Source organism: Bacillus sp. JNUCC-22 (assembly GCF_018861275.1).
Lineage (GTDB): Bacteria > Bacillota > Bacilli > Bacillales > Bacillaceae > Bacillus > Bacillus velezensis.
Genome location: NZ_CP076408.1, coordinates 2,985,776 through 3,008,315, shown reverse-complemented (window position 1 = coordinate 3,008,315; position 22,540 = coordinate 2,985,776). Strand labels below are relative to the sequence as shown.

Annotated in this window: 23 protein-coding genes; 19 read left to right on the top strand and 4 right to left on the bottom strand. The window is 45.5% G+C overall.

Going from position 1 to position 22,540, the window contains the following annotated elements:
* Positions 1 to 35 precede the first annotated feature (35 nt).
* The 13 genes from essC to JNUCC22_RS14580 all read left to right on the top strand — a co-directional run bounded on the left by essC (position 36) and on the right by JNUCC22_RS14580 (position 15,770).
* A complete protein-coding gene (gene essC / locus JNUCC22_RS14640) occupies positions 36 to 4,511 on the top strand; it encodes a type VII secretion protein EssC (RefSeq protein ID WP_150941370.1) in 4,476 nt (1,491 codons plus the stop codon).
* The gene (gene esaA, locus JNUCC22_RS14635; RefSeq protein WP_216061843.1) at positions 4,508 to 7,633 is read left to right on the top strand and encodes a type VII secretion protein EsaA; all 3,126 of its coding nucleotides are present in this window, start codon (positions 4,508 to 4,510) and stop codon (positions 7,631 to 7,633) included. The genes essC and esaA overlap by 4 nt, the downstream gene beginning before the upstream one ends.
* Before the next feature lie 7 nt (positions 7,634 to 7,640).
* Entirely contained in the window at positions 7,641 to 8,114 is a 474-nt protein-coding gene (essA, locus tag JNUCC22_RS14630) for a type VII secretion protein EssA (protein ID WP_007408686.1), read from the top strand.
* Between the two features lie 60 nt (positions 8,115 to 8,174).
* Positions 8,175 to 8,906 (top strand): (S)-benzoin forming benzil reductase, encoded by a 732-nt coding sequence (locus tag JNUCC22_RS14625; RefSeq protein WP_007408685.1) that lies wholly within the window; start codon positions 8,175 to 8,177, stop codon positions 8,904 to 8,906.
* 163 nt (positions 8,907 to 9,069) lie between these two features.
* A complete protein-coding gene (locus JNUCC22_RS14620; RefSeq protein ID WP_007408684.1) occupies positions 9,070 to 9,600 on the top strand; it encodes an HD domain-containing protein in 531 nt (176 codons plus the stop codon).
* Between the two features lie 137 nt (positions 9,601 to 9,737).
* Positions 9,738 to 9,974: a DUF2642 domain-containing protein gene (locus JNUCC22_RS14615; RefSeq protein ID WP_003152023.1), complete on the top strand. Its 237-nt coding sequence runs from the start codon at positions 9,738 to 9,740 to the stop codon at positions 9,972 to 9,974.
* A gap of 136 nt (positions 9,975 to 10,110) precedes the next feature.
* Positions 10,111 to 11,217 (top strand): AI-2E family transporter, encoded by a 1,107-nt coding sequence (locus tag JNUCC22_RS14610; RefSeq protein ID WP_007408683.1) that lies wholly within the window; start codon positions 10,111 to 10,113, stop codon positions 11,215 to 11,217.
* A 61-nt stretch (positions 11,218 to 11,278) separates the two neighbouring features.
* Positions 11,279 to 11,500 (top strand): spore germination protein, encoded by a 222-nt coding sequence (locus JNUCC22_RS14605; protein WP_020956273.1) that lies wholly within the window; start codon positions 11,279 to 11,281, stop codon positions 11,498 to 11,500.
* Between the two features lie 72 nt (positions 11,501 to 11,572).
* On the top strand, positions 11,573 to 11,821 hold the full coding sequence (locus JNUCC22_RS14600) for a YueH family protein (RefSeq protein WP_003152028.1): 249 nt from the start codon (positions 11,573 to 11,575) through the stop codon (positions 11,819 to 11,821).
* 65 nt (positions 11,822 to 11,886) lie between these two features.
* Entirely contained in the window at positions 11,887 to 12,285 is a 399-nt protein-coding gene (locus tag JNUCC22_RS14595) for a YueI family protein (protein WP_003152031.1), read from the top strand.
* Positions 12,286 to 12,381: 96 nt separating this feature from the next.
* The gene (locus JNUCC22_RS14590; protein WP_003152033.1) at positions 12,382 to 12,933 is read left to right on the top strand and encodes a cysteine hydrolase family protein; all 552 of its coding nucleotides are present in this window, start codon (positions 12,382 to 12,384) and stop codon (positions 12,931 to 12,933) included.
* 17 nt (positions 12,934 to 12,950) lie between these two features.
* Positions 12,951 to 14,417 carry a nicotinate phosphoribosyltransferase gene (locus JNUCC22_RS14585; protein WP_020954301.1) on the top strand — a complete coding sequence of 489 codons (1,467 nt, stop codon included), beginning with the start codon at positions 12,951 to 12,953 and terminating at the stop codon, positions 14,415 to 14,417.
* Between the two features lie 129 nt (positions 14,418 to 14,546).
* Complete coding sequence (locus JNUCC22_RS14580; protein WP_007408678.1) at positions 14,547 to 15,770, top strand: EAL and HDOD domain-containing protein; 1,224 nt, start codon at positions 14,547 to 14,549, stop codon at positions 15,768 to 15,770.
* A gap of 6 nt (positions 15,771 to 15,776) precedes the next feature.
* On the opposite strand, the gene JNUCC22_RS14575 is transcribed toward JNUCC22_RS14580, so the two are convergent.
* Positions 15,777 to 16,118 (bottom strand): YuzC family spore coat inner layer protein, encoded by a 342-nt coding sequence (locus JNUCC22_RS14575; protein WP_216061842.1) that lies wholly within the window; start codon positions 16,116 to 16,118, stop codon positions 15,777 to 15,779.
* A gap of 465 nt (positions 16,119 to 16,583) precedes the next feature.
* Here JNUCC22_RS14575 and degQ point away from each other — a divergent pair, with 465 nt between their 5' ends.
* The 6 genes from degQ (at position 16,584) to JNUCC22_RS14545 (ending at position 21,378) form a co-directional block, all read left to right on the top strand.
* Positions 16,584 to 16,724, top strand: coding sequence for a degradation enzyme regulation protein DegQ (gene degQ, locus JNUCC22_RS14570; protein ID WP_003152043.1), 141 nt, complete (start codon positions 16,584 to 16,586; stop codon positions 16,722 to 16,724).
* A 207-nt stretch (positions 16,725 to 16,931) separates the two neighbouring features.
* Positions 16,932 to 17,792, top strand: a complete 861-nt coding sequence (locus JNUCC22_RS14565) for a polyprenyl synthetase family protein (protein WP_157774448.1) — start codon at positions 16,932 to 16,934, stop codon at positions 17,790 to 17,792.
* A complete protein-coding gene (gene comX / locus JNUCC22_RS14560; RefSeq protein ID WP_012118314.1) occupies positions 17,761 to 17,934 on the top strand; it encodes a competence pheromone ComX in 174 nt (57 codons plus the stop codon). The genes JNUCC22_RS14565 and comX overlap by 32 nt, the downstream gene beginning before the upstream one ends.
* A gap of 13 nt (positions 17,935 to 17,947) precedes the next feature.
* A complete protein-coding gene (locus tag JNUCC22_RS14555; RefSeq protein WP_032867184.1) occupies positions 17,948 to 20,248 on the top strand; it encodes a histidine kinase in 2,301 nt (766 codons plus the stop codon).
* Between the two features lie 80 nt (positions 20,249 to 20,328).
* On the top strand, positions 20,329 to 20,973 hold the full coding sequence (locus JNUCC22_RS14550; RefSeq protein WP_216061841.1) for a two-component system response regulator ComA: 645 nt from the start codon (positions 20,329 to 20,331) through the stop codon (positions 20,971 to 20,973).
* A gap of 21 nt (positions 20,974 to 20,994) precedes the next feature.
* Positions 20,995 to 21,378 carry a hotdog fold thioesterase gene (locus JNUCC22_RS14545; protein ID WP_007408674.1) on the top strand — a complete coding sequence of 128 codons (384 nt, stop codon included), beginning with the start codon at positions 20,995 to 20,997 and terminating at the stop codon, positions 21,376 to 21,378.
* 39 nt (positions 21,379 to 21,417) lie between these two features.
* On the opposite strand, the gene mnhG is transcribed toward JNUCC22_RS14545, so the two are convergent.
* The 3 genes from mnhG to JNUCC22_RS14530 are packed head-to-tail and all read right to left on the bottom strand — an operon-like array spanning position 21,418 to position 22,536.
* Entirely contained in the window at positions 21,418 to 21,792 is a 375-nt protein-coding gene (gene mnhG / locus JNUCC22_RS14540; protein WP_003152056.1) for a monovalent cation/H(+) antiporter subunit G, read from the bottom strand.
* On the bottom strand, positions 21,776 to 22,060 hold the full coding sequence (locus JNUCC22_RS14535) for a Na(+)/H(+) antiporter subunit F1 (RefSeq protein ID WP_012118311.1): 285 nt from the start codon (positions 22,058 to 22,060) through the stop codon (positions 21,776 to 21,778). The genes mnhG and JNUCC22_RS14535 overlap by 17 nt, the downstream gene beginning before the upstream one ends.
* Positions 22,060 to 22,536 (bottom strand): Na+/H+ antiporter subunit E, encoded by a 477-nt coding sequence (locus tag JNUCC22_RS14530; protein ID WP_007408672.1) that lies wholly within the window; start codon positions 22,534 to 22,536, stop codon positions 22,060 to 22,062. Before JNUCC22_RS14530 ends, JNUCC22_RS14535 begins: the two co-directional genes overlap by 1 nt.
* Between the last annotated feature and the right edge of the window lie 4 nt (positions 22,537 to 22,540).

The following is a 22,540-nucleotide window of genomic DNA, read 5'->3' as shown; positions in this document are numbered from 1 at the left end:
GCAGGTAACGATCAGGCTGTCAGGAGGTTCGCCATATGAGTCTGTTATGGGTCTTTTACCGAGAGCACGTACAAAAGATTCAGCTGTCTGAACTCCCGCCGTCTCAGCCGATTACGATCGGTCCGGATATGAAAGATACAATCACGGTCGGCACACTTCCGTTACGGCAAAACGCCGCAACCCTTTATCGAAAAGAAACAGATCGTTATGATGTTTTCCTGGGAAATAACTGTGCCGGCGAATTGACAATAGGAAATGAAATGCCCTGCCGGATTGAAGAAGAGACGATGCGGCTTCTGCTCACCCCTGACAAAGAAGAATCCTCCGTTTATTTTATCGGCGGGAAGGATGAGATCGTTTTCTCATCAGAAACAGAGGAAGCGGATATATACAAAGAGCCGTCCTCCGCTCAAACAGGGGCTTTTTATCTGCGAAAGTCGGGAGGATGCTGGTCTGTCGTCCCTGATGGCCAGGACGTTTATGTGAACGGAATACTTGCAGAAGCTCCCGAAAGGCTCCGGACGGGAGATGAGCTGCTGTGGAATTTTCTGCGTGTGAGGCTGACGGAGGACGACCTTTTAGAAATCGTTCATCACGAAAAGCTTCAAACCGGTTTAACCAAAACGGTAAAACCAAGCACCGAATTGAAAAAGAAATACCCGCAATATCGAAGAACGCCGCGCATGGTCTACGATCTTCCAGAAGACCGCGTTTCATTCAGCTTTCCCTCGCAGGAAAGCGAACAGAATAACCGGGGGCTGTGGCTCGTCATTCTGCCTCCTTTGGTCATGCTGATTGTAATGGGGGTTGTCGCCATTATACAGCCGAGGGGCATATTCATCCTTGTCTCTTTGGCGATGTTTATGATGACTCTCATTACGTCCACCGTGCAGTATTTCCGTGAAAAAAACCAGCGGAAAAAACGGGAGGAAAAACGGGAGCGTGTGTACAAGCAGTATTTAGAAAGCAAGCGGAAAGAGCTTCAGACGCTGTCGGAAAAACAGCAGCAAGTGCTGACGCATCATTTTCCCCCGTTTGAAAAAATGAAATATTTAACTTCTGAAATCAGCGGCCGCATTTGGGAGAAATCGCTGGAAAGCAGGGATTTTCTGATGCTTCGGCTCGGAACGGGCACGGTCCCGGCAAGCTACGAGATTTCAATGAGCGGCGGAGACCTTGCGAACCGTGATGTGGATGACTTGATGGAGCAGTCGCAGCACATGCAGCGTGTGTATAAAGATATCCGCCATGCGCCCGTGACCGTTGATTTACAAGAAGGGCCGATGGGGCTTGTCGGGAAACCTCAGATCGTCAAAAATGAAATTCATCAGCTGATCGGCCAGCTCGCGTTCTTCAACAGCTACCATGACCTGCGATTTGTCTTTATCTTTCATGAGGACGAATATAAGGAATGGGAATGGATGAAGTGGCTGCCGCAATTTCAGCTGCCTCATATGTATGCGAAAGGATTTATTTACAATGAACAGACCCGCGATCAATTGTTATCGTCCATTTACGAGCTGCTGCGGGAGCGGGATTTGGAAGAAGATAAAGAAAAAAAGATCTTCCAGCCGCATTTTGTCTTTGTCATCACAAATCAGCAGCTGATCGCAGAGCACGTCATTTTAGAATACATCGAAGGCCGGCATGAGCATCTCGGCATCTCGGCAATCATCGCCGCTGAAACGAAGGAAAGCCTGGCGGAAAACATTCACACCCTCGTCCGCTACATTAATGAAGATGAGGGAGACATTCTCATTCAGCAGAAAAAAGCGGTGCAGATCCCGTTTAAGCTGGACAGGCACGAACGGACAAACAACGAGCGGTTTTCCCGGACGCTTCGGACATTGCACCATCAGGTCGGAATGACGAATTCCATTCCTGAAACGGTCTCATTTCTGGAGCTGTTTCATGCGAAGGAAGTAAAAGAAATCGGCATCAGGCAGAAGTGGGAGACAAGTGAGTCTGCAAAATCGCTGGCTGTTCCGATCGGCTATAAAGGAAAAGACGACATCGTCTATTTAAACCTGCATGAAAAAGCGCACGGGCCGCACGGATTGCTGGCGGGAACGACCGGCTCCGGGAAAAGTGAATTTCTGCAAACGTACATCCTGTCATTGGCCGTTCATTTCCACCCGCATGAAGCGGCGTTTTTGCTGATTGACTATAAGGGCGGAGGAATGGCGCAGCCGTTCCGCAAGATGCCGCACCTTCTCGGGACCATCACGAATATTGAAGGAAGCAGAAACTTCAGTATCAGGGCGCTTGCATCCATTAAAAGCGAACTGAAAAAACGGCAGCGGCTGTTCGATCAATATCGCGTCAATCACATCAATGACTATACAAAGCTGTATAAACAGGGAGAAACGGATATTCCGATGCCGCACCTGTTTTTGATTTCAGATGAATTCGCCGAGCTGAAAAGCGAAGAGCCTGACTTTATCAGGGAGCTTGTCAGCGCGGCCCGCATCGGACGGAGCCTTGGTGTGCATTTAATTCTCGCCACGCAAAAGCCGGGCGGCATCATTGACGACCAAATATGGAGCAACTCACGCTTTAAGGTCGCGCTGAAAGTGCAGGATGCAAGTGACAGTAAAGAAATCCTGAAAAACAGTGATGCGGCGAATATTACGGTCACCGGACGCGGCTACTTGCAAGTCGGAAATAACGAAGTGTATGAGCAGTTCCAGTCTGCCTGGAGCGGCGCCCCTTACATGGAAGATGTATACGGCACCGAGGATGACATTGCCATCGTTACCGACACCGGCTTAATTCCGCTGTCTGAGGTGGACGCGGATGATGCGGCGAAAAAAGACGCCCCGGCAGAAATAGAAGCCGTAGTCGAAGAAATCGAGCGGATTCAAAATGAAATGGGCATTGAAAAGCTGCCGAGCCCGTGGCTTCCGCCGCTTGCCGAACGTATCCCGCGCACGCTTTACCCTGCGCAGGAAAAAGACCGGTTCTTCATCGCCTGCGTTGATGAGCCTGATCAGCAAAGACAGGCGCCTCTCGCTTATACGATGATGGATGACGGCAACATTGGCATTTTCGGCTCATCCGGCTACGGCAAGTCAGTGGCTGCCATCACCTTCCTGATGAACTTCGCGGAAGGATACACGCCGGAAGAGCTTCATATGTACATCTTTGATTTCGGAAACGGCACGCTTCTGCCATTGGCAAAGCTTCCGCACACCGCAGACTATTTCTTAATGGATCAAATGAGAAAGATCGAAAAATTCATGATCCGCATCAAGGAAGAAATCGAGCGGCGGAAACGGCTGTTCAGAGAAAAAGAAGTCAGCCATATCAAAATGTACAATTCGCTCAGTGAAGAAGAGCTGCCGTTTATATTTATCACAATTGACAATTTCGACATCGTCAAAGATGAAATGCATGAATTAGAAACGGAATTTATCCAGATTTCACGCGACGGGCAAAGCTTAGGCATTTACTTCCTGCTGACTGCAACGAGGGTAAACGCCGTCCGCCAGTCGCTGTTAAACAACATAAAAACGAAAGTCGTCCATTATTTAATGGATCAGTCAGAAGGATACTCCATTTACGGGCGTCCGCCGTTCAGTCTCGAACCGATCCCGGGCCGCGTGATGATCCAAAAAGAAGAACTGTATTTCGCGCAAATGTTTCTTCCGGCTGAAGCGGAAAATGACCTCGTGATGTTCCAGGCGCTGAAAGCCGATGTCAAAGCATTAGCTGAGCGCCACGCCGGAACAGCCGGCCCAGACCCGATTCCGATGCTTCCGGATAGGCTGACGGCCGGCGAATTTTCACTCCGTCTCGGCCCGGATCAAGAACCGTTCCGCATTCCTGTCGGGCTTCATGAGGAAAAGGTCAGCCCTGTGTACTTTGATCTGGGCAAAAATAAGCATTGCCTTATCTTAGGCCAGACACAGCGTGGAAAAACAAATATCCTGAAAGTCATGCTGAATCACCTGCTGCGTGAAGGTACGGAACGGGTCGGGCTGTTTGACTCGATTGACCGCGGACTGTCGCAGTATGCGCAGGAAACAAAGGTCAGCTATCTGGACACAAAAGAAGACGTCCGGCAGTGGATCGAAACGGCAGAAGCTATTTTCACGGAGCGCGAAGCTCAGTATGCGCAGGCCGTCAAAAATGGCGATGTGCACAAACTCAGTTTCTCTCCGGTCGTGTTAATGGCCGACGGCATTACAAGATTCCAGCAGACGATCGACACCGCCATTCAGGACAAACTGGCGATGTTTATGAAATCTTACGCGCATGTGGGCTTCAGTTTTATCCCGGCGGGCAATCACAGCGAATTCTCAAAAGGCTATGATTCCTTAACGACGGAAATGAAACAGATCCGCCACGCGATGCTGCTTGTGAAAAAATCCGAACAAAATGTCATTCCGCTGCCTTACCAAAGGCAGGAACCGGACATTCAGCCGGGCTTCGGCTATTTGGTTGAAAACGGGAAGGAGCAAAAAATCCAAATACCTTTATGTTCAGCGGAAAGGGAGGCCGTCAGATGACTGAACAACGAAAAAGCCTGATCAAATTAATAGCCGCGGTCGTCATCATTCTGCTGCTGCCGGTGCTGTTTTTCCGGTTTATCGGCGATGACCCGGGAAAACAAAAAATTAACGCCACCCGCCAAATCGCAGTCGTGAATGAAGACATGGGCTTACAAACAGATGAAAATGAGGAAGAGGAATCCGTCCATTTCGGTAAAGAAGTAGCGGCCGCTCTCGGCGGCCGTCCGGATTATTCATGGACGGTTGTCAACAGGAGCGCGGCTGAAAACGGTCTGGCGGCTAAGAAGTATGACGCCGTCGTTTACATTCCATCCGATTTTTCAAAAGATATCTTAAGCTATGACAAGGAGCGTCCGCAAAAAGCCACGCTGACATTCAATATTCAAAGCAACCTGAACGCCGTCAACAAAGAAAAGGTGCAGCGTGAGCTAGAAGACGCCCAAAAATCAATGAATAAAAAAATGTCGGCATTATATTGGAATTTCGTCTCACAAAAAGTGAACAATGTCCGAGGCGATTTTGACAAGATCGTCAATAAAGAATCAGAGTTTCAAAACGTCATGTACAACTTTTACAAGCCGAGCTCCAATGACTTGGCAGGTGAAATCAAGCGGCAAAAAGACCTGATTGACGAACTGAAAAAATCAATGAATGAAGCGCAGGGCGATGCAAAAGAAAAATTGACCTCGGCAGATGAAGCCAAAACCACGCTCAAAGACTTTGCCGATACGGTCGAGCGCTATAAACAATATCAAGAAAATCAGAAAAAACTGCTGATGGCCGCGCAGGAACAAAATCAAAAGCAAATCACAACCGGGCTGAATGCCATTAAAGCACAGCAGGCCGCCAACCAGTTCAGCACGATGATGAGCGGGCTGTCTTCAGGCATAAACCGGGCGCAGACACAGCTTGACCAGACGGGATCGGCTCTTTTTGCCGCCCAACAGGTGAGAGAAGCGCAGGTTCCTGATCAGGAACACGGGATGGCGAATATTCAATCCAATTTACTGGACAATTATTTGACGCAATATAAAGCTCAAGCAAGATTTGAAACATTGAACAGCATCCAAACCCTTATGAAAAGGGATCGGCCGGCATTAACCGTTCCGGAAAAGGACCCGGGTGATGACGGCTCGGATGAACCGAAAGAAGAAGAAAAACCGGAAGAAGAAAAACCCGGCGATCTGAAAATTGACCTTGACGATCAGCGTGACGAGTTAAAACGCATCTCCGCTGAAATCAATCACATTTCTGACGGATTAAAAGAACCGGAAAAAGAAAATCCGGCCCCTGAAAAACCGGGCCAAGGCGATGACGGTGAAAACTCCGGCGATACCGATCCGAATAACGGAACGAATCCCGGAGAAGACGGAAAAACGGAAGACGGCACAAAAGAAGAGCTGCCTGCTTCCGATAACACAGGCGATCAGGAGCCAAAAACCGTCCAGACCGCGACAGCCGCTAAAAACGTCACTCCGCCTGCTGATGAGCCGGCGGACGATCCAAACGATTCTGAAGAGGACGGCGGCACGGACATATCTGAGGCGAAAGAAAGGCTGAACCAAGCCGCAGAGCGGATTCAGCAAATTGAAAAAGAGCTGGAAGAGAAACAGCAGACTCATAATGAAGAACTGAAAAAACGTCTTGATGCTCTTGATGAAGAAATCCAAGGCCTTAAAAAGCAGATTGCCAAAGTTGAAAAACGGGCGGAGAAATTACAGGAAGATCTTGAAAAAACAGTAGAAAAGAGAGAACAAGACTTCAATACCGTTTACAGAATGATTGTAAGAACAGAACAGAACATTCTGAACTACCCGTCATTGGATAGCGGCCGCAAATCTGCTCTTGAACAGATATTTGCCGCTGACATCAATACAAAAGAAATATCCGATTTAATGAGTTACTATAATGATTTATCCCTGTATGAGGCGACACTTTATCACTCTCTTGACGCGGGCTCGCTGCCTGATGTGAAAAACAGGGTGCTGAAAGCCCAGCAAGGCGAAGTTCAAACCGTTCTCGCCATCAAACCGGTGGAAACGGCAAGCTGGGAAAACCTGAAAAACAACAAGATGCAGACAGATGAAGACATCAGCAATTTCATTAAAGGCATGACCGAATTCTCGGATAACTACAGTACCTATATCAGAGATGAACAAGCCGGAGTGCTCGATGAGCTCGCCAGCATTTCAGACAGCGCGGCGAAAGCATCCGATCAGCTGGCTGAAGGCGCCGTGCAGGAAGCGGCCGCGTTCAGCGGAGACGGATTAACCGGAACGATGGCGCTCGGCGCTCAGGATACCGTCGGCCGCGAAGTCCTGCAAATGTCTGACACGATGGGCCATCTGTCAGAACGCCAGTCCGGCATCATCAGCTATACCGACAATATGCAGCAAAGCGTAAATGACGTCCAGCATAAAGCGGACACCCTGAACAGCAACTGGGGCAAAAACGTCGATTCCACGAAATTGATCAGAAATGACGTGTACGGCATTTTAGGGAACGCGCTCGTTGACGGACAGGAAAACGGCTACGTTTACGATTATCTCGCCAACCCGCTTAAAATCAGCGGAGAGGTGCCGGAAGACCGGGTTCAGAATGTTCCGCCGGTCGTCATTTTGGTGATCGTCCTGATCAGCAGTCTTCTGATCGGCTATTTCAGCTCGTATTATCAGCAGGCGCCGCTTCTTGTCAAAGGCGCGCTCTTTGGGATTTTAAACATTATGGTCGGATTGATGATCAGTCTGTTCGGTCTGAATATCTACTCGCTTCCGGACGATCAGACGATTAAATGGTCAGTCTTTACGATTCTCTTGCTTGCGGCGAGTTCAGCTTTTATCCGGGCAGCCTTTGTCTTCGGTTCGATTACCGGATGGATCGCATCATCAGCGCTCATTCTCTTTTATATGGCGCCTTTGATCGACCTGATTATGCCGAACTTCACCTTTGACAGTCCGGTTTCGAAAGTCTATATCGATATTCAATACGGAACGGGCCATCTGTTTGCGATGGGGGTAACGGTTCTTGCGATTATTACGCTGATTGCGGCGGCGCTTCCGCTCGTCATTCGGCTGTTTGCGGAAAAAACGGAGGAAAGTGATCAGTCTTATGAGGCGTAACACGTTCATGGAAAAAGGATTGCTGCTGTTTGCTCTCTCCTTTTTCCTTTTCCTTCCCCAAGCCGCAGCCGCGAATGAGGAAAATACTGATGTCAAGCCGAATGAATATGAAAAGAAAGACATTGAAATTCGTACGGATTACCTGCACGACGATGCCTACTCCGAGGAAAAAACGGCGCTTCCGAAAGAACAGAAGGATATTACCTTTGATCAGCCGGCCGAAAACCCGGATGACAAACTGATATCAAAGTTGTTTACATCGTCAGACACGGAGCCGAATACGATCAAAGCGCAATCGAAAAAACTGGGTATCACATTTGCCGAGCCTGCGGTGCGGCGTACCTCGGCAGATATGGAAACGGAAGAGAAAAAGACTTCTTATCTGCTTCCTGTCATTTATGCCGTCTTGATCCTCCTCGGGATTGCGGCGATGATCTATCTGATCCCGAAAGTCACGGCGCAGGAAAAGGCAAAGCGGTAAACGAATCGCTTGTGTTTGCGGGAAGACAGCCCGTAAAATAAGAAAAAAAGGAGGAGTTTCATGCAGTTTTTTCTTATAACAGGCGCGTCAAAGGGCTTGGGCCGGGCGCTTACGGAACAGGCGCTTCAAGAAGGAGCCGAAGTCGCCGCGCTTTCAAGAACGATAAGCGGGGAAAAGCGCGAGGGGCTGACAGAATACAGTGTTGATTTAACCGATCTGGCAGATACCGGGCGGCAGATGAAGGCGATTCTTGATCAAGCAGAGGAGAAGGGGTACTCTGCGGTCACACTGATCAACAATGCCGGCATGGTGGAACCGATCAAGCGGGCGAAAGAGGCTTCCGCCGAAGAATTAAACCGCCATTACACCCTTAATCTGACGGCGCCCGTTTTGCTCAGCCAAATGTTTACAAAGCGTTTCGAAGCGTTCAGCGGCAGCAAAACAATTGTCAACATCACATCGGGCGCGGCGAAAAATCCTTATAAAGGCTGGAGCGCGTATTGCAGCTCAAAAGCGGGGCTTGATATGTTTACGAGAACATTTGGGTTTGAACAGGAAGATGAAGAGCTGCCGGTCCGCATGATCTCATTCTCGCCGGGAGTGATGGATACAGACATGCAGGCCGTCATCCGTTCTTCGTCAAAAGAAGATTTCCATGACATCGAGCGGTTCCGCAATCTGAAAGAAACGAAAAACCTCAGAAGCCCAGAATACATCGCCGGCGTCATTCACTCACTGATCGCGGGCGAGCCGGAAAACGGACGGATATACGATATTAAAGAATTTTTGTAGAGCAGCTTTTACGCTGCTCTTTTTTGTTTGTACAATCACTTCGGGGTCCGGCGCCATATGATGAATGAAACAACGTATAAGGGGTATAAGAAATGTATCAGATGAATTGAGTTTCTTCTCGATTTATGTTAGGATTCTAAAAATATATTAAGGAGGGGTTTCCATGAGAAATGTAACGTTAATGGATGTCTTCACCCATCCAATCGCACAAAAGTATTTACAGCGTTCCGGTGTCGCCCATGCGATCGCCTGCGCGTTTCATGCATACCGTCTTGCCGTAAAAGCAGGTGTCAGCCCGGACCTTGCGGCGAAAGCGGCTTTACTGCATGACGTCGGCCATTATGAATGGTACACAGACGGCAAATGGGATTATGAAAAGTACAGAAGAAACGATATCCATGCCATTAAAGGCGCGGAACGGGCGCATAAGCTGCTCATCCGGCTCGGTGAAGAACCGAAAGCGGCGAAGGACATTGCGCTGGCGATTCTGCTTCACACCGATTCCTATCTGCCTGAAGGCGAACTGGACAAGAATACGCTCCAGCAAATCGTGAAACAAGCGGATGAACTCGATGAAGAACCCGGCGGACATCACCATTACCGCCAAATGGATCACACGGCCGCGCTCAAACAAATCCAAAAGCTTGATCAGTTAATTGACCAAGCCCAATATCCCTTAAGAAGCTCAGTCTAGGCCACTCATGCGGCCTTTTCCGCTTACATAACTCCGCATGCTCACTAACACCTTTTCCGCTCCGATAGACGTACTGTGTCAAAGCCTTTGTCCGCTGCATATGCTGAAGGAAAACATAGTAAAGGGGATCAGCGAAAATGGCCCATCAAGGAAGCCCGCAAATCGTCTCGTTAGTGGACCCTTACGTTTATCAGACCATCCATAAACTTATCGGCTCAAGGTTTATCATTCAAACCGTCAGACGCATTGTCAGAGGACGGCTGATTGATGCCACTCCGGATCACATCGCCATTGAAGAAACGCATGACCGTGTATTTTATATCAGAAACCGCCATGTGGTTTCCGTCATGCCTGATTATACCGAACGCGTGTAACAGCACGAATAAGGCGCAAACCGGAGGCGGCCCTATAGAACCCCGGTGCGTCTTCTTTTTTGAGATACATAGATGCACGGCGGCTTTTTTTGGTACAATCACAGTACAAGTTCACATGACAATAGGAGGAAACCGCTTGTTGAAATCAAAGGTCCATTTTTGGACGCTGCAAATTTTGCTCGTTTTGCTCATTATTTACGTATCAACGAAAGTCTCGTTTATTTTTCAGCCGTTTTTCGGTTTTATCACCACTCTGTTTTTTCCGATTTTGATCTCGGGCATTTTGTTTTTCATTTTTAATCCGATCGTACGCCTGCTTGAGAAAAAAATCCCCCGGACATTGGCGATCCTGCTCATTTATCTCGTTTTCATCGGCCTGATTGCCTTTATGTTCACCGCCATCGGACCGATTGTGGCTTCCCAGGTCACGGGGCTGATTAACAATTTCCCTGATTACATTCATCAGATTCAAGTCTTGACGGCGCAATTATCCCATTCCAAATGGTTTACGTGGATGATGACGCAGGATTATGTGTCGATAGAAAAAGTCCAGCAGTCTCTGACGGGATTTTTACAAAGCCTTCCGCAAAATATTACGGCAAGCCTGTCGGCCGTGTTCGGCGTCGTTACGAATATCACGCTTGTCGTGATCACCGTTCCGTTCATTTTGTTTTATATGCTGAAGGACGGCCGGCGGTTTCCGCTCTTGGCGGTTAAAATCCTGCCTACTTCCTACCGGGCGGAAGGTCGCAAAATATTTAATGACTTATATGTCACATTGGCCGCCTATTTCCAAGGCCAGCTGCTGATTTGTCTCTTTGTCGGAACGGCATGCTTTATCGGATATTGGATCATCGGCCTGCAGTATGCGTTAATTCTCGGGATGGTGATCGCCGTCACCAATATCATTCCGTACCTGGGACCGTTTCTCGGGGCGGCGCCCGCGGTGATTATCGCGTTTATGGATTCGCCGGCTAAGGCGCTGTTTGCCGTTATTGTTGTCGTTGTCGTCCAGCAGCTTGACGGGAATCTGCTTTCTCCGCTTGTCATCGGGAAACGGCTCAATACCCACCCGCTCACCATTATTCTTCTGCTTATCGGAGCGGGCAGTTTCGGCGGCATTCTCGCAATGATTCTGGCCGTGCCGGTTTACGCGGTTTTAAAAGCTTTCGTCTTAAATATCGTCCGGCTTATCAAACTTCGTCAGCGGTCAAAGCTCGAAGACAGCCGCAAGCCGAAATAAAAACGGGCACAACTCCCGATGCAGCGCATAAAATGCTGTAAAGAAAAGCGGAGGTGTGGGTATGCCTGCAATTGTGGGACCGATTTATATTATGAGTTTAGCCGGAGACGCTGCGGCGAGCTTCGGTGACGTGTTTGCCATTTCTCCCAAAGCCGTTGACCACTCAGGCGCGGGGGCAGGGGCGTTTCATTCCGGAGATTTTGTCAAAGTCACTAATAAATTCAGCACAACGCGCTTTGAAGACATCGATGTGTTTGACGAACCTGATTGGTTTAACGCGTGACAGCCTCCTTTTAGGAGGCTGTCGCTTTTTTGTAGTATAATAGAATCAGTCTTTATAAAAGGGGAATTTTTTATGAAAATCAGAAAAGCGAATATTACCGTGCAGTCCGGAATGATCGGTGATGTATATCTGCATGAAAATAAAAAAGAACAGCATACCCTTGTAGCCGTTCCGGAACTTGAGTGGAGCACGATCATTTCCTATGAGGAAGAGAAAAAGGCGCTGGCGCAGCGGCTTTTACAATCATTCAGCAAGCTGATTGAAGAAGAACCCGCCGGAGAGCTCGCCGGCAAGATCTCCCATTGGGTGGCTGAAATGTAACGAAGCGGTTTACCGCGTCCCGTCCGGGGAGATAATTGTAAAACAAGCTGAGGAGGGACAGGCCGATGAGCGACAAAACGGTTGATCTTTATTTACAGCAGGGGATGTACGGCCCTCTGCAGACGAAACCGGATGAACGCCATTTATTTTTAGGCTCGCTGCGTGAAAGAGTCATCATTGCCCTGACGAAGGGGCAGGTGCTGCAAAAGCAGCCGTATGAAGAAGTGAAACAGGCGCTGAAAAGCCGAAAAGACGCGGTGCTCTATATAAACGGAAGGCTCCCGTATCATGCTTATTCACCATATATGAAGCTTGCCGCACTTGCCGGTGTCCGAAGCTCCGTCATATCGGATCTTCAATTCGAAACGCCGCTCGGCCTGGTTTTTGCCGCCGATTATGCCGTGAACCTTGACGGCATTTACGTACAGGATGACATTTTTCAGCGCTCACTCCTGAAATCTTAAAAGGGCAAAACACCGTTTGTCATTTTACAATGCCAATTCACTTACAAGTGGAGATAGGATATAATGGTTTTCATATGAATGGCGGGGAGGCCGGCTATGAAAAAAGCATTTATATGCATTGATTATACGAATGATTTTGCAGCAGAGAACGGGGCATTAACCTGCGGAGAACCCGCGAGACAGATTGAAGATACGATTGTCAGTTTGACGCAAGCATTTATAGAAAACGGTGATTACGTTGTCTTTGCGGTTGATTCGCATGATGCAGACGATGACTTTCATCCCGAGACACGCCTGTTTCCTCCGCATAATATCAACGGCACGGAGGGCAAAGAGCTGTACGGAAGGCTATCGCCTCTTTATGAGAAACATAAACACGCAAAAAACGTAAATTATATGGAAAAAACGAGATATTCTGCTTTTGCGGGAACGGATTTAGAGCTGAAACTGCGGGAACGGCAGATCACTGAGCTGCATCTTGCGGGCCTGTGCACGGACATCTGCGTTCTTCACACGGCGGTTGACGCCTACAACAAGGGCTTTCAGATTGTCATTCATCAAAACGCTGTGGCCAGCTTTAATCCGGAAGGGCATGAATGGGCCCTGTCCCATTTTAAGAACAGCATCGGAGCGCAAGTGGCAGAGTAAGGAAGGGGAAAACAATTTTGGTGGAGCATGGTTTTAAAGACGACAGTTTGTCTTTACATACAGATCTTTATCAAATTAATATGGCCGAAACGTACTGGAGAGACGGCATTCATGAGAAAAAAGCGATTTTTGAGCTTTTTTTCAGAAAGCTTCCCTTTGAAAACGGCTATGCGGTATTTGCGGGCTTAGAAAAAGCAATCGAATACTTGGAGAACTTCAAATTTACCGACAGCGATCTGAATTATTTAAAAACGGAATTGCACTATGCTGATGATTTCATTGAGTATTTACGGGATCTTTCTTTTACCGGATCTCTTTACAGCATGAAAGAAGGCGAGCTCGTTTTTAACAACGAACCGATTATGCGGGTCGAAGCGCCCCTGATCGAAGCCCAGCTGATTGAGACGGCTCTGCTTAACATTGTGAATTACCAAACATTAATCGCCACCAAAGCGGCCCGCATTAAAGGCGTTGTCGGTGACGAAGACGCCCTCGAATTCGGAACGCGGCGCGCCCATGAAATGGATGCGGCCATGTGGGGAGCGAGAGCGGCTTTGATCGGCGGCTTCAGCGCGACGAGTAATGTAAGAGCCGGAAAGCGTTTTAATATACCGGTATCCGGCACGCACGCTCATGCGCTCGTACAAGCGTACCGCGATGAATATACGGCATTTAAGAAATATGCGGAGACCCACAAAGACTGCGTGTTTCTCGTAGATACGTACGATACGATCCGTTCAGGCATGCCGAATGCGATTAAAGTCGCAAAGGAATTCGGCGACCGGATCAACTTCATCGGCATCCGCCTGGACAGCGGGGACTTGGCGTACCTGTCAAAAAAAGCGCGTGAAATGCTTGATGAAGCGGGTTTCACAGACGCAAAGGTCATTGCTTCAAGCGATCTTGACGAGCACACAATATTAAATCTGAAATCCCAAGGAGCGAAAATCGATACGTGGGGCATCGGCACGAAGCTGATTACCGCATACGATCAGCCGGCTCTCGGCGCGGTTTACAAGCTTGTCGCCATTGAAGAGGACGGCAAACTGACTGACACCATTAAAATTTCGTCAAACCCTGAAAAAGTGACAACGCCGGGAAGAAAGAGAGTATACCGGATTATCAACAAGCTGAATCACCACTCGGAAGGTGATTATATCGCGCTTTATGACGAGCGGGTAAATGATCAGAAACGCTTAAAAATGTTCCATCCCGTCCACACGTTCGTCAGCAAATTCGTCACTGATTTCTATGCGAAAGACTTGCATGAGCCGATCTTTGAAAACGGCGTTTTATGCTATGATAATCCCGAAATTACCGACATCCAGCAATACGTGCAGGATAACCTCAAACTTCTGTGGGAGGAATACAAACGGATCAGCAAGCCGGAAGAATATCCGGTCGATTTAAGCGAAGACTGCTGGAGCAACAAGATGCAGCGGATTCATGAAATCAAAAGCGAGCTGAAACGGGAACTTGAATAGAAGACAAAGCGGCCTTTCCTTTCTCTGGAAAGGCCTTTTTGTTGTGATAATATTTTTCACATTTAGACAAATTTCGTCAAGTTATTTGATATACTTATGTTCGAAGGCCGCATCTAAGGGGGTAAATGAATGAAGGTGTTTGTTGCGAGACAGCCTATCTTCAACAGAAACGAACAGGTTGTTGCTTATGAACTTCTTTACCGGGAGAGCGAAGAGAACCGTTATTCGGCCGCTGATGGAGATAAAGCTACGACGGATCTCATTATTAACAGCTTTATCAACATCGGAATCGAAAAGCTGACTGAGGGGAAACGCTGCTTTGTGAATTTTACAGAAAGCCTGATGTTTTCAGATCTCCCTACCTCCTTTGATCCTGACCAGCTTATTATCGAAATTCTTGAGGACATACCGATCACTCCGGCACTCATCTCAAGATGCAGACAGCTGAAGAAATTAGGATATACATTAGCACTTGATGATTTTTACGCCATCAATCCGGAAAATGAAGAGTTAGTGGAACAGCTGATGAAATATATTGATATTTTAAAAATCGACTTTTTGCAATCCTCGCGTCTGGAGCGCAAAAAAATCATTCAGACGTACAGCTGTAAAAGTCTGATTTATTTAGCGGAGAAAGTGGAGACGAGAAAAGATTATAAACAGGCGGCCATAGACGGCTTTCACCTGTTTCAAGGATATTTTTTCAGTGAACCGCGTGTCATCAGCGGAAATGATCTGACGTTTCATTTTCATTCTTACTACCAGCTTTTAAGCGAATTAAACAATGACCAGCCCAATATACAGCGCGTGACGGAATACATAGAGCGGGACGTCAGCTTATCGTATCAGATTCTGCGTTTTTTAAACGGATCGCAAACAAGGCTGAAAAAAAAGATAGACAGCATCCAGCAGGCCATCATGATGCTTGGGCTGAATGAGATTAAGCGCTTGATTTACATTCTTTCATTCAGAGATTTAACGGCGAAAAGCCACTCAAGCCAAAAAGAAATCATTAAGATTTCCTTAATCAGGGCCAAACTGTGCGAACTGCTGGCGAAAAGAACCGGAAGGCCCCAGCCCTCTTCTTACATGCTGATCGGCATGTTTTCGCTCATCGATACGCTTCTCCACAGGGAGCTGGAGGATATCATCAAAGAACTGCCTTTAATCGATGAAGTCGGACAGGCGCTGCTCGGTTATGAAAACGATTATTATAAGATGCTCGCGTTCGTCAAAGCCATTGAATGCAACAACTGGGACTGTGACGAGTGGGGAAAAGAACTGAACAAAGAAGAAGCGTATGAATGTTACTTACAGGCGATCGAATGGTGCCGGCAGCTGATCGTGGATTGAGCCGCTTTAAGCCGACCACCTGAGGGCGATGGTAAACCGGCTTTGCTCTCTGATCAGACTGACACGGATGCCGTCGGGATTATACGTCACGTCAAAGTCATTTTTGATGCCGGTCTGCTTAATGAGCCGCTTGACCGCTGCGGTGTCAGATGATTGCGCTGCGGTGAGGATACGGCGCGCAAGCTCTTTTGACGCCGACAGCCGCGCAAGGAGCAGGCGCGCTTCCTCCAGCATGCCCGCAGCCTCTTTTGCGGACGCTGTCAAAATATCTGCGTGAACCGGGGCACTGGGCGCAGGATGCCGGTATGGCGCGGCGAAAACAGGACAGCATGGATACACATAATGCATACGGCGGCCTCCTTCCTGAGAAAACATTGGTTATACATGAGTATAGGCGGCGTGATAACGAGTTATGACATGCAAAAAGACCACAATGCGGGGGTTGCGGTCTTTTCGGTGTTTGTCGGTGGTTATGCGACGCTGTTCGCCCATTCTGTTTTGAAATTGCGACGGCAGGGACTATAGTCCTTGCCGGTTTGTCGGAAAACCGTTAAAAAAACAGCAGAACCGCCAGATTGGTCTGCTTCATCCTAAACGTCTGCCTTTCTGGTAGTTATATAGTCCTGTTCGCTAAATGCTCCATTCGGGACTATAGGATTACCACGGTTTGCGGTGTCACGCAGATACTTTTACACATACTTTTCGGTGAAAAATCCCGCAAAAACGTTTACACTATTAGTAACAGATCAAATACCTAGGACTCGTTCACCATACACAATTCATTGATCTTTCAAAAAAAGGAGTGTGGAAACGGTGGAAAACAAATTAGAAGAAGTAAAGCAATTATTATTCCGACTTGAAAATGATATCAGAGAAACAACCGACTCATTACGAAACATTAACAAAAGCATTGATCAGCTCGATAAATTCTCATATGCTATGAAAATTTCTTAAAAAGACTTGGAAACAAGTCTTTTTTTTGTGCATTTGTTATACAATTAATGGATAAAGTATTATATGATTGTTAAAAAACAATAAACATGCTGTATTTGAACAAAAGGGTTTAGTAAAATAAAGTGAGGGATTCATATAGCTAAGAAATTAACTCTAGAAGCAGAAGATGTAAAGGACACAATAAACCATATTCTCAAAAAAAATGATGTGAATAAAGAAGTAAGTAAACATGTTTTGAATTTTGCTGATACAAAAAACAACTTTCCATTTGCTGAGTTAGCTTTAGATCATTATTTGGCTTTTGGAGGGAATGATTTTGAAGAAATACTAGATTTAGGAGCAGGGATTGAACTGCTTATCTTAGCGGCTGATATTTTTGATGACATACAAGATAAGGATCGTCCAAATGCAGAATGGATGAAAATGGATCAGGCTGTATCTTTAAATATTGCAACCTTAATTTATACAATAGCTCTCCAAGTGATATCATCTCGAGATCCGGAAGGGTTATTACTCAAGACAGCTCTAAAATATACAGTTCAAGCTATGGAAGGACAACACATTGATTTGGTTGATAATACTTTAACTGAAAATCAATGCATTGAAATGATTAAGAAAAAGTCAGGGGCTTTGACAGCTTTAGCAAGTATGCTGGGTGCTGTACTTGCAACTAAACGTTATCAATCAGATGTGGAGCAGTATGCTTTCTATATAGGGGTTGCAGCTCAATTAAAAAATGATTTATTTGAGATAATGTATGTGAATAATACGGAAACCTTTTTCAAAAAGACAAATTTGGCAATTCAGTTCTTAGAGAAAAAATTCAACACAGTATCCACAGAATTGTTAAACAACAACTTTCAACAATCAGAGTTAAAACGGCTTCTCTTAGAATCTGGTGTTATCCATTATATGTCAGTTATGATTAATGTATATAATTTGAAAGTGAAAAATGGACTCGAAAATTTAAATTTGACTTTAGAGAACAAAAACTATTTAATTAAAAAAATTTGCGAGAATGAGAAGGTGGATAAAAATGCAGGAAATAGTAAATTATTTAGTTCGTAATCCCGAAATTGTTCAAAAATTGAGAAGAGAAGAAGTCAGTATCATAGGTTTAGATAAAGAAGAGGTGAAAGGGGTATTGCTTGGATTTGATCAATTAATCTCAATGAGTTCAAAAGACGAGATATATTGGAAACCGTCATGAAACAGGGGTAAATATGAAGTTATCTAAAAATACGTATTCCATTTTATTAATTTTACTCAGCTTGTCTTATATTTTCTATTTAACTTATATAAATGTAAATAATTTATTTGTAGGAGCCACCGCAAATGTTAATAATAAGAATCAAATAGAGATTACCAAAGTATCAGATTACACAATGGCTTATTATGCTGGTGTTAAAAAAGGTGACATTGTAATTAAAATTAATCAGAATAAGAGCGTTGAACCAAAAGATTTAAAACAAAATACATTGAAAAACGTAAGGTCTATGACAGTTGAAAGATCTGGTGAAATAGTTGATCTGAAAAATTTAAGTTTATTAAGTGAAGACAACTTATTTGTTTATTTAATACCTGTTATTTTTTTCTTTGTATGCCTTAGTTGTATTATCCTTATTTTAAAAATTAATAAGGAGCAAGATTCAGTTTCAGCTTTTATATTGATCATCTTTTTACTCACTACTGGTATAGCATATGTAAGTGCGGGAGGTTCATCAAAAGGAGATATAATAAGCCGATACGTCAATGTCATAACTTTAATATCCGTACCGGTAAATTATCTCTTGTTTATTTATCAATATATCAAAGAATTTGGATACAAGATTTTTAACGGGAAAGTTTTTGTTGCTTTATATACAGTCCCTGTTATTAATATAATACTAGAGTTTTTTAGGCATTGCTTTGAAAGAGGAGTAGTGGGGAAAGTTAATTTAGTATCAATATCTCTCCTTTATTTAATAGCTTTATTTTTCATTACTGTAGGTTTAATAAAGTACAAAAAAACAGAGCAAGCAAATATTCTTAAGACTTTTCTTTTAATTAATATTTTTGCTTTCTCACCATTTGTATTTTTGTATGTGGCACCCTACATCATTTTTAATGACTATTATGTTTCTTCTTTTTTAGTTGCGCCTTTTCTTTTATTAATTCCTTTTTCTTTAGTTTATCAATTTATGACTAATAAAATCTATGAAATTGATTTTATTATTGGGCGGTTGAAATATTATAGTCTTTTAGCTGTCACTCCTACTTTACTTATTATTACAATTTATGATCTTGTACAAGATCCAAACTCAGAGTTTTATACGTTTAAACTAACTTTGCTGACATATATTATTATGTTGGCTGTGTTTTATTCAAAAGAGATCTTAGATTTTCGTTTCCGTTTAAAGCGTTTTTCTGAAAAACATAATTATCAGGACAGCATATTCAAGTTTACTCAAATAATTAAAGGAGCTTCATCCTTAAAGCAAGTATTCACTGAACTTGAATCTACTCTACTTGAAGTTTTGATGGTTAGTAAAGTATGTGTTTTAGAGGTAGAAGGAGACTTAAATGTAAGGTATTTTTTTAATGATAATGAGAAAAAATTATGGGAGCCGTATTCTCATCAATTAGCTGAAACGACAAGCGAAATTGGCAAGATAGTTCAGGTGGATAAAGGGTTTTTAATGAAAATAGGGGAACGGGGCACTAAATCATACATTGTACTGTGTTTATCATTTATGAATACTCCGAAACTAACTTGGGATGAGATTTCTTGGTTAAAAACCTTATCATTCTACACCAGTATTACGATGGAGAATGTGCTTAAAATCGAAGAACTTATGAATCATCTCGAAGATTTAAAGAAACAAGAGACAAACCCGGTCTGGCTCAAAAAGCTGATGTTTACGATCGAGGAAAAGCAGCGTTCGGATTTGGCCCGTGATCTGCATGATTCAGTGCTGCAGGACTTGATTTCTTTGAAGCGCCAGTGTGAGCTGTTTCTGGCCGATTTTAAGAAAGAAGAGCCTTGCCAGTTAGAGGTGCAGGACAAGCTTCATCAGATGAATGAGCAGATGTCGGATGTCATTTTGATGACCCGGGAGACGTGCCATGAGCTGCGTCCTCAGCTGCTGTATGATTTGGGTCTGGTCAAGGCGGTATCCAAGCTTGCCGCGCAGCAGCAGGAGCGTGCGCCGTTTCATATCCGTCTGAATACGGGCCGGTTTACGGCGGCGCTGGATTTGGATACGCAGCTGAATTTGTACCGCATTATTCAGGAATTTCTTTCGAACGCCATGAAGCATTCACAGGCGAATGAGGTGCTGATTATGCTGATCAGCATTCAAAATAAAGTGATTCTGCATTATGAAGACGACGGTGTCGGCTGCAATCAGGAAAAAGGCGGCGGCCAGTCGATGAGCATGGGTCTTTCGGGTATTAAGGAGCGCGTCCGTGCGCTTGACGGACGGATGAAAATCGACACAAGTGAAGGAAACGGTTTTAAAGTAGATATTGAAATGGAATTGTAACCAATTTATCACCAAATCGACTTGGCAGAAGCCAAGTCTTTTTAATAAAATGGAAATGAGTGAGTAAAAGGGAGGAAACCATGAAAAAGATACTAGTGATTGATAATCATCCAGCTGTCATGGAGGGCACCAAGACGATTCTGGAAACGGACACGAATCTTTCTGTCGATTGCCTCAGTCCTGATGCCAGTGAACAATTCGTTCTCCGGCATGATTTTTCAGCTTACGATCTCATATTAATGGATTTAAATCTGGGTGATGACATCAGCGGCATAGAGCTTTCTAAGAAAATCTTAAAAGAGAATCCTCTCTGTAAAATCATTGTCTACACAGGCTATGAGGTTGAAGATTATTTTGAAGAATCCATCCGCGCGGGCCTGCATGGCGCCATCAGCAAAACCGAATCTAAAGAGAAAATCATGCAATACATATATCACGTGCTCAACGGACAGATTTTAGTTGATTTCTCCTATTTCAAACAGCTGATGACCCAGCAAAAAACAAAAACGTCTTCTTCCCCTCAAAGTGAGCAGGATCGGTTAACCCCGAGAGAGCGCCATATTCTCCAAGAGGTCGAAAAAGGTTTGACCAATCAGGAAATCGCAGATGCACTTCACTTAAGCAAGCGGTCAATTGAATACAGCCTGACATCCATTTTTAACAAGCTGAATGTCGGCTCCCGAACTGAAGCGGTGCTGATCGCCAAGTCAGATAACGTACTATAAATCTTGAAGGGAGAATGACCTATGAATCTGAACAATACATTGCTCGGCGCACTCGGTATTGAAATCACTGAAAACACACCGGAGAGATGCGTGGCGGTGATGCCGGTGGATAAGAGGACGGTGCAGCCTTTCGGATATCTGCATGGGGGCGCGTCAGCAGCGCTGGCGGAGACTGTTGCAAGTGTCGGGGCCCAGCATTTTATCGACCGGTCGAACCAGGCGTGTGTCGGGCTTGAGATTAATGCCAATCATTTAAAATCCGTGAAAGAGGGCGGGACGGTCACGGCGATTGCGAAACCCGTTCACACAGGCAGGGCAACCATTGTGTACGGGATTAACATTTTCGATGAACGGGAAAGGCTGATCTGTGTTTCCCGCTGCACGCTGGCTGTTATAACAAAATAAACAAACAGCCGGAACCCTGAATCGTCCGGCTGTTTGTTTTTACAAATATGAATCTTCTTTACGTTTGATCACAAAGTTTCTGATCCCTTTGTAATCATCCTGAACGCTTCTTTTATCAAGCGCCGCTCCCGAATTGTACGCGGCCCTGCATATGAGGTGCGCTCCGACCGGCGCCGTCAGCAGGATAAAAATGATGCCGAGCAGTATTTTTACAGAAATTTCTCCGGTCAGCATCCACAAGTAGCCTAACACCCCGAGCAATACCAAATTAACGCCGAGTGTCGAGCCTTTTGAAGAGGCGTGGGCGCGCGTATACACATCAGGAAGCCTGAGTGTGCCGAAAGACGCGACCAGGCAGATCAGCGATCCCATCAGAATACAAACGGCGACGGCCCATTTAACGATTTCGATCATTTTCGATAATCTCTCCTTTCTCCAAAAACTTAGCAAAGGCAATCGTGCCGATAAACGATAAAATGCCGAGCAGCAGAATGATGTCCAAAAAGGCCGATGTGTTTAAGAGAATGGATACAAGCGCGGTCATGGCAATCAGATTAATGCCGATCCCATCAAGCGCGACGACCCGGTCCGGTATCGTAGGCCCTTTTATGACGCGAATGACGTACAGAAGAGTCGAAACCGCCATAATGCCGAGTGATAATTGCAGAATAAACGTAAACATCAGCGGCTCACCTCCTGAATGGCTTTCTCAAAAGAGACGCGGATGTCATGGATCGCTTTCTCCGCATCTTCAATGTCCATGGCGTGTATATAGAGAATCGACCGGTCATCGGAGATATCCATCACGAGCGTACCCGGTGTTAAAGTGATTAACAGCGAGAGCAGCGTGATCTCCCAATCCTCCGTCAATTCCGTCTTAAACGCGAAAATGCCCGGGCGGATGTTCAGTTTCGGCGATATAACGGTTTTCAGCACGCTGACATTGGCCAAATATAATTCCTTTATAAAGATCAGCGCCAGTTTGATGACTGACCATATTTTCCAAATGTAAAACGGCCGCGAGAAGAAGCGCCGGAAAAAAAACAGCGCCGCCAAGCCCGCGATAAATCCGGTCATAAAACCCGCCGCGCTGAGGCTGTTTGTGAGAAACATCCAGCAAACAGCGAGAAGAACATTTAATAATAGTTGAAAAGCCATGCCA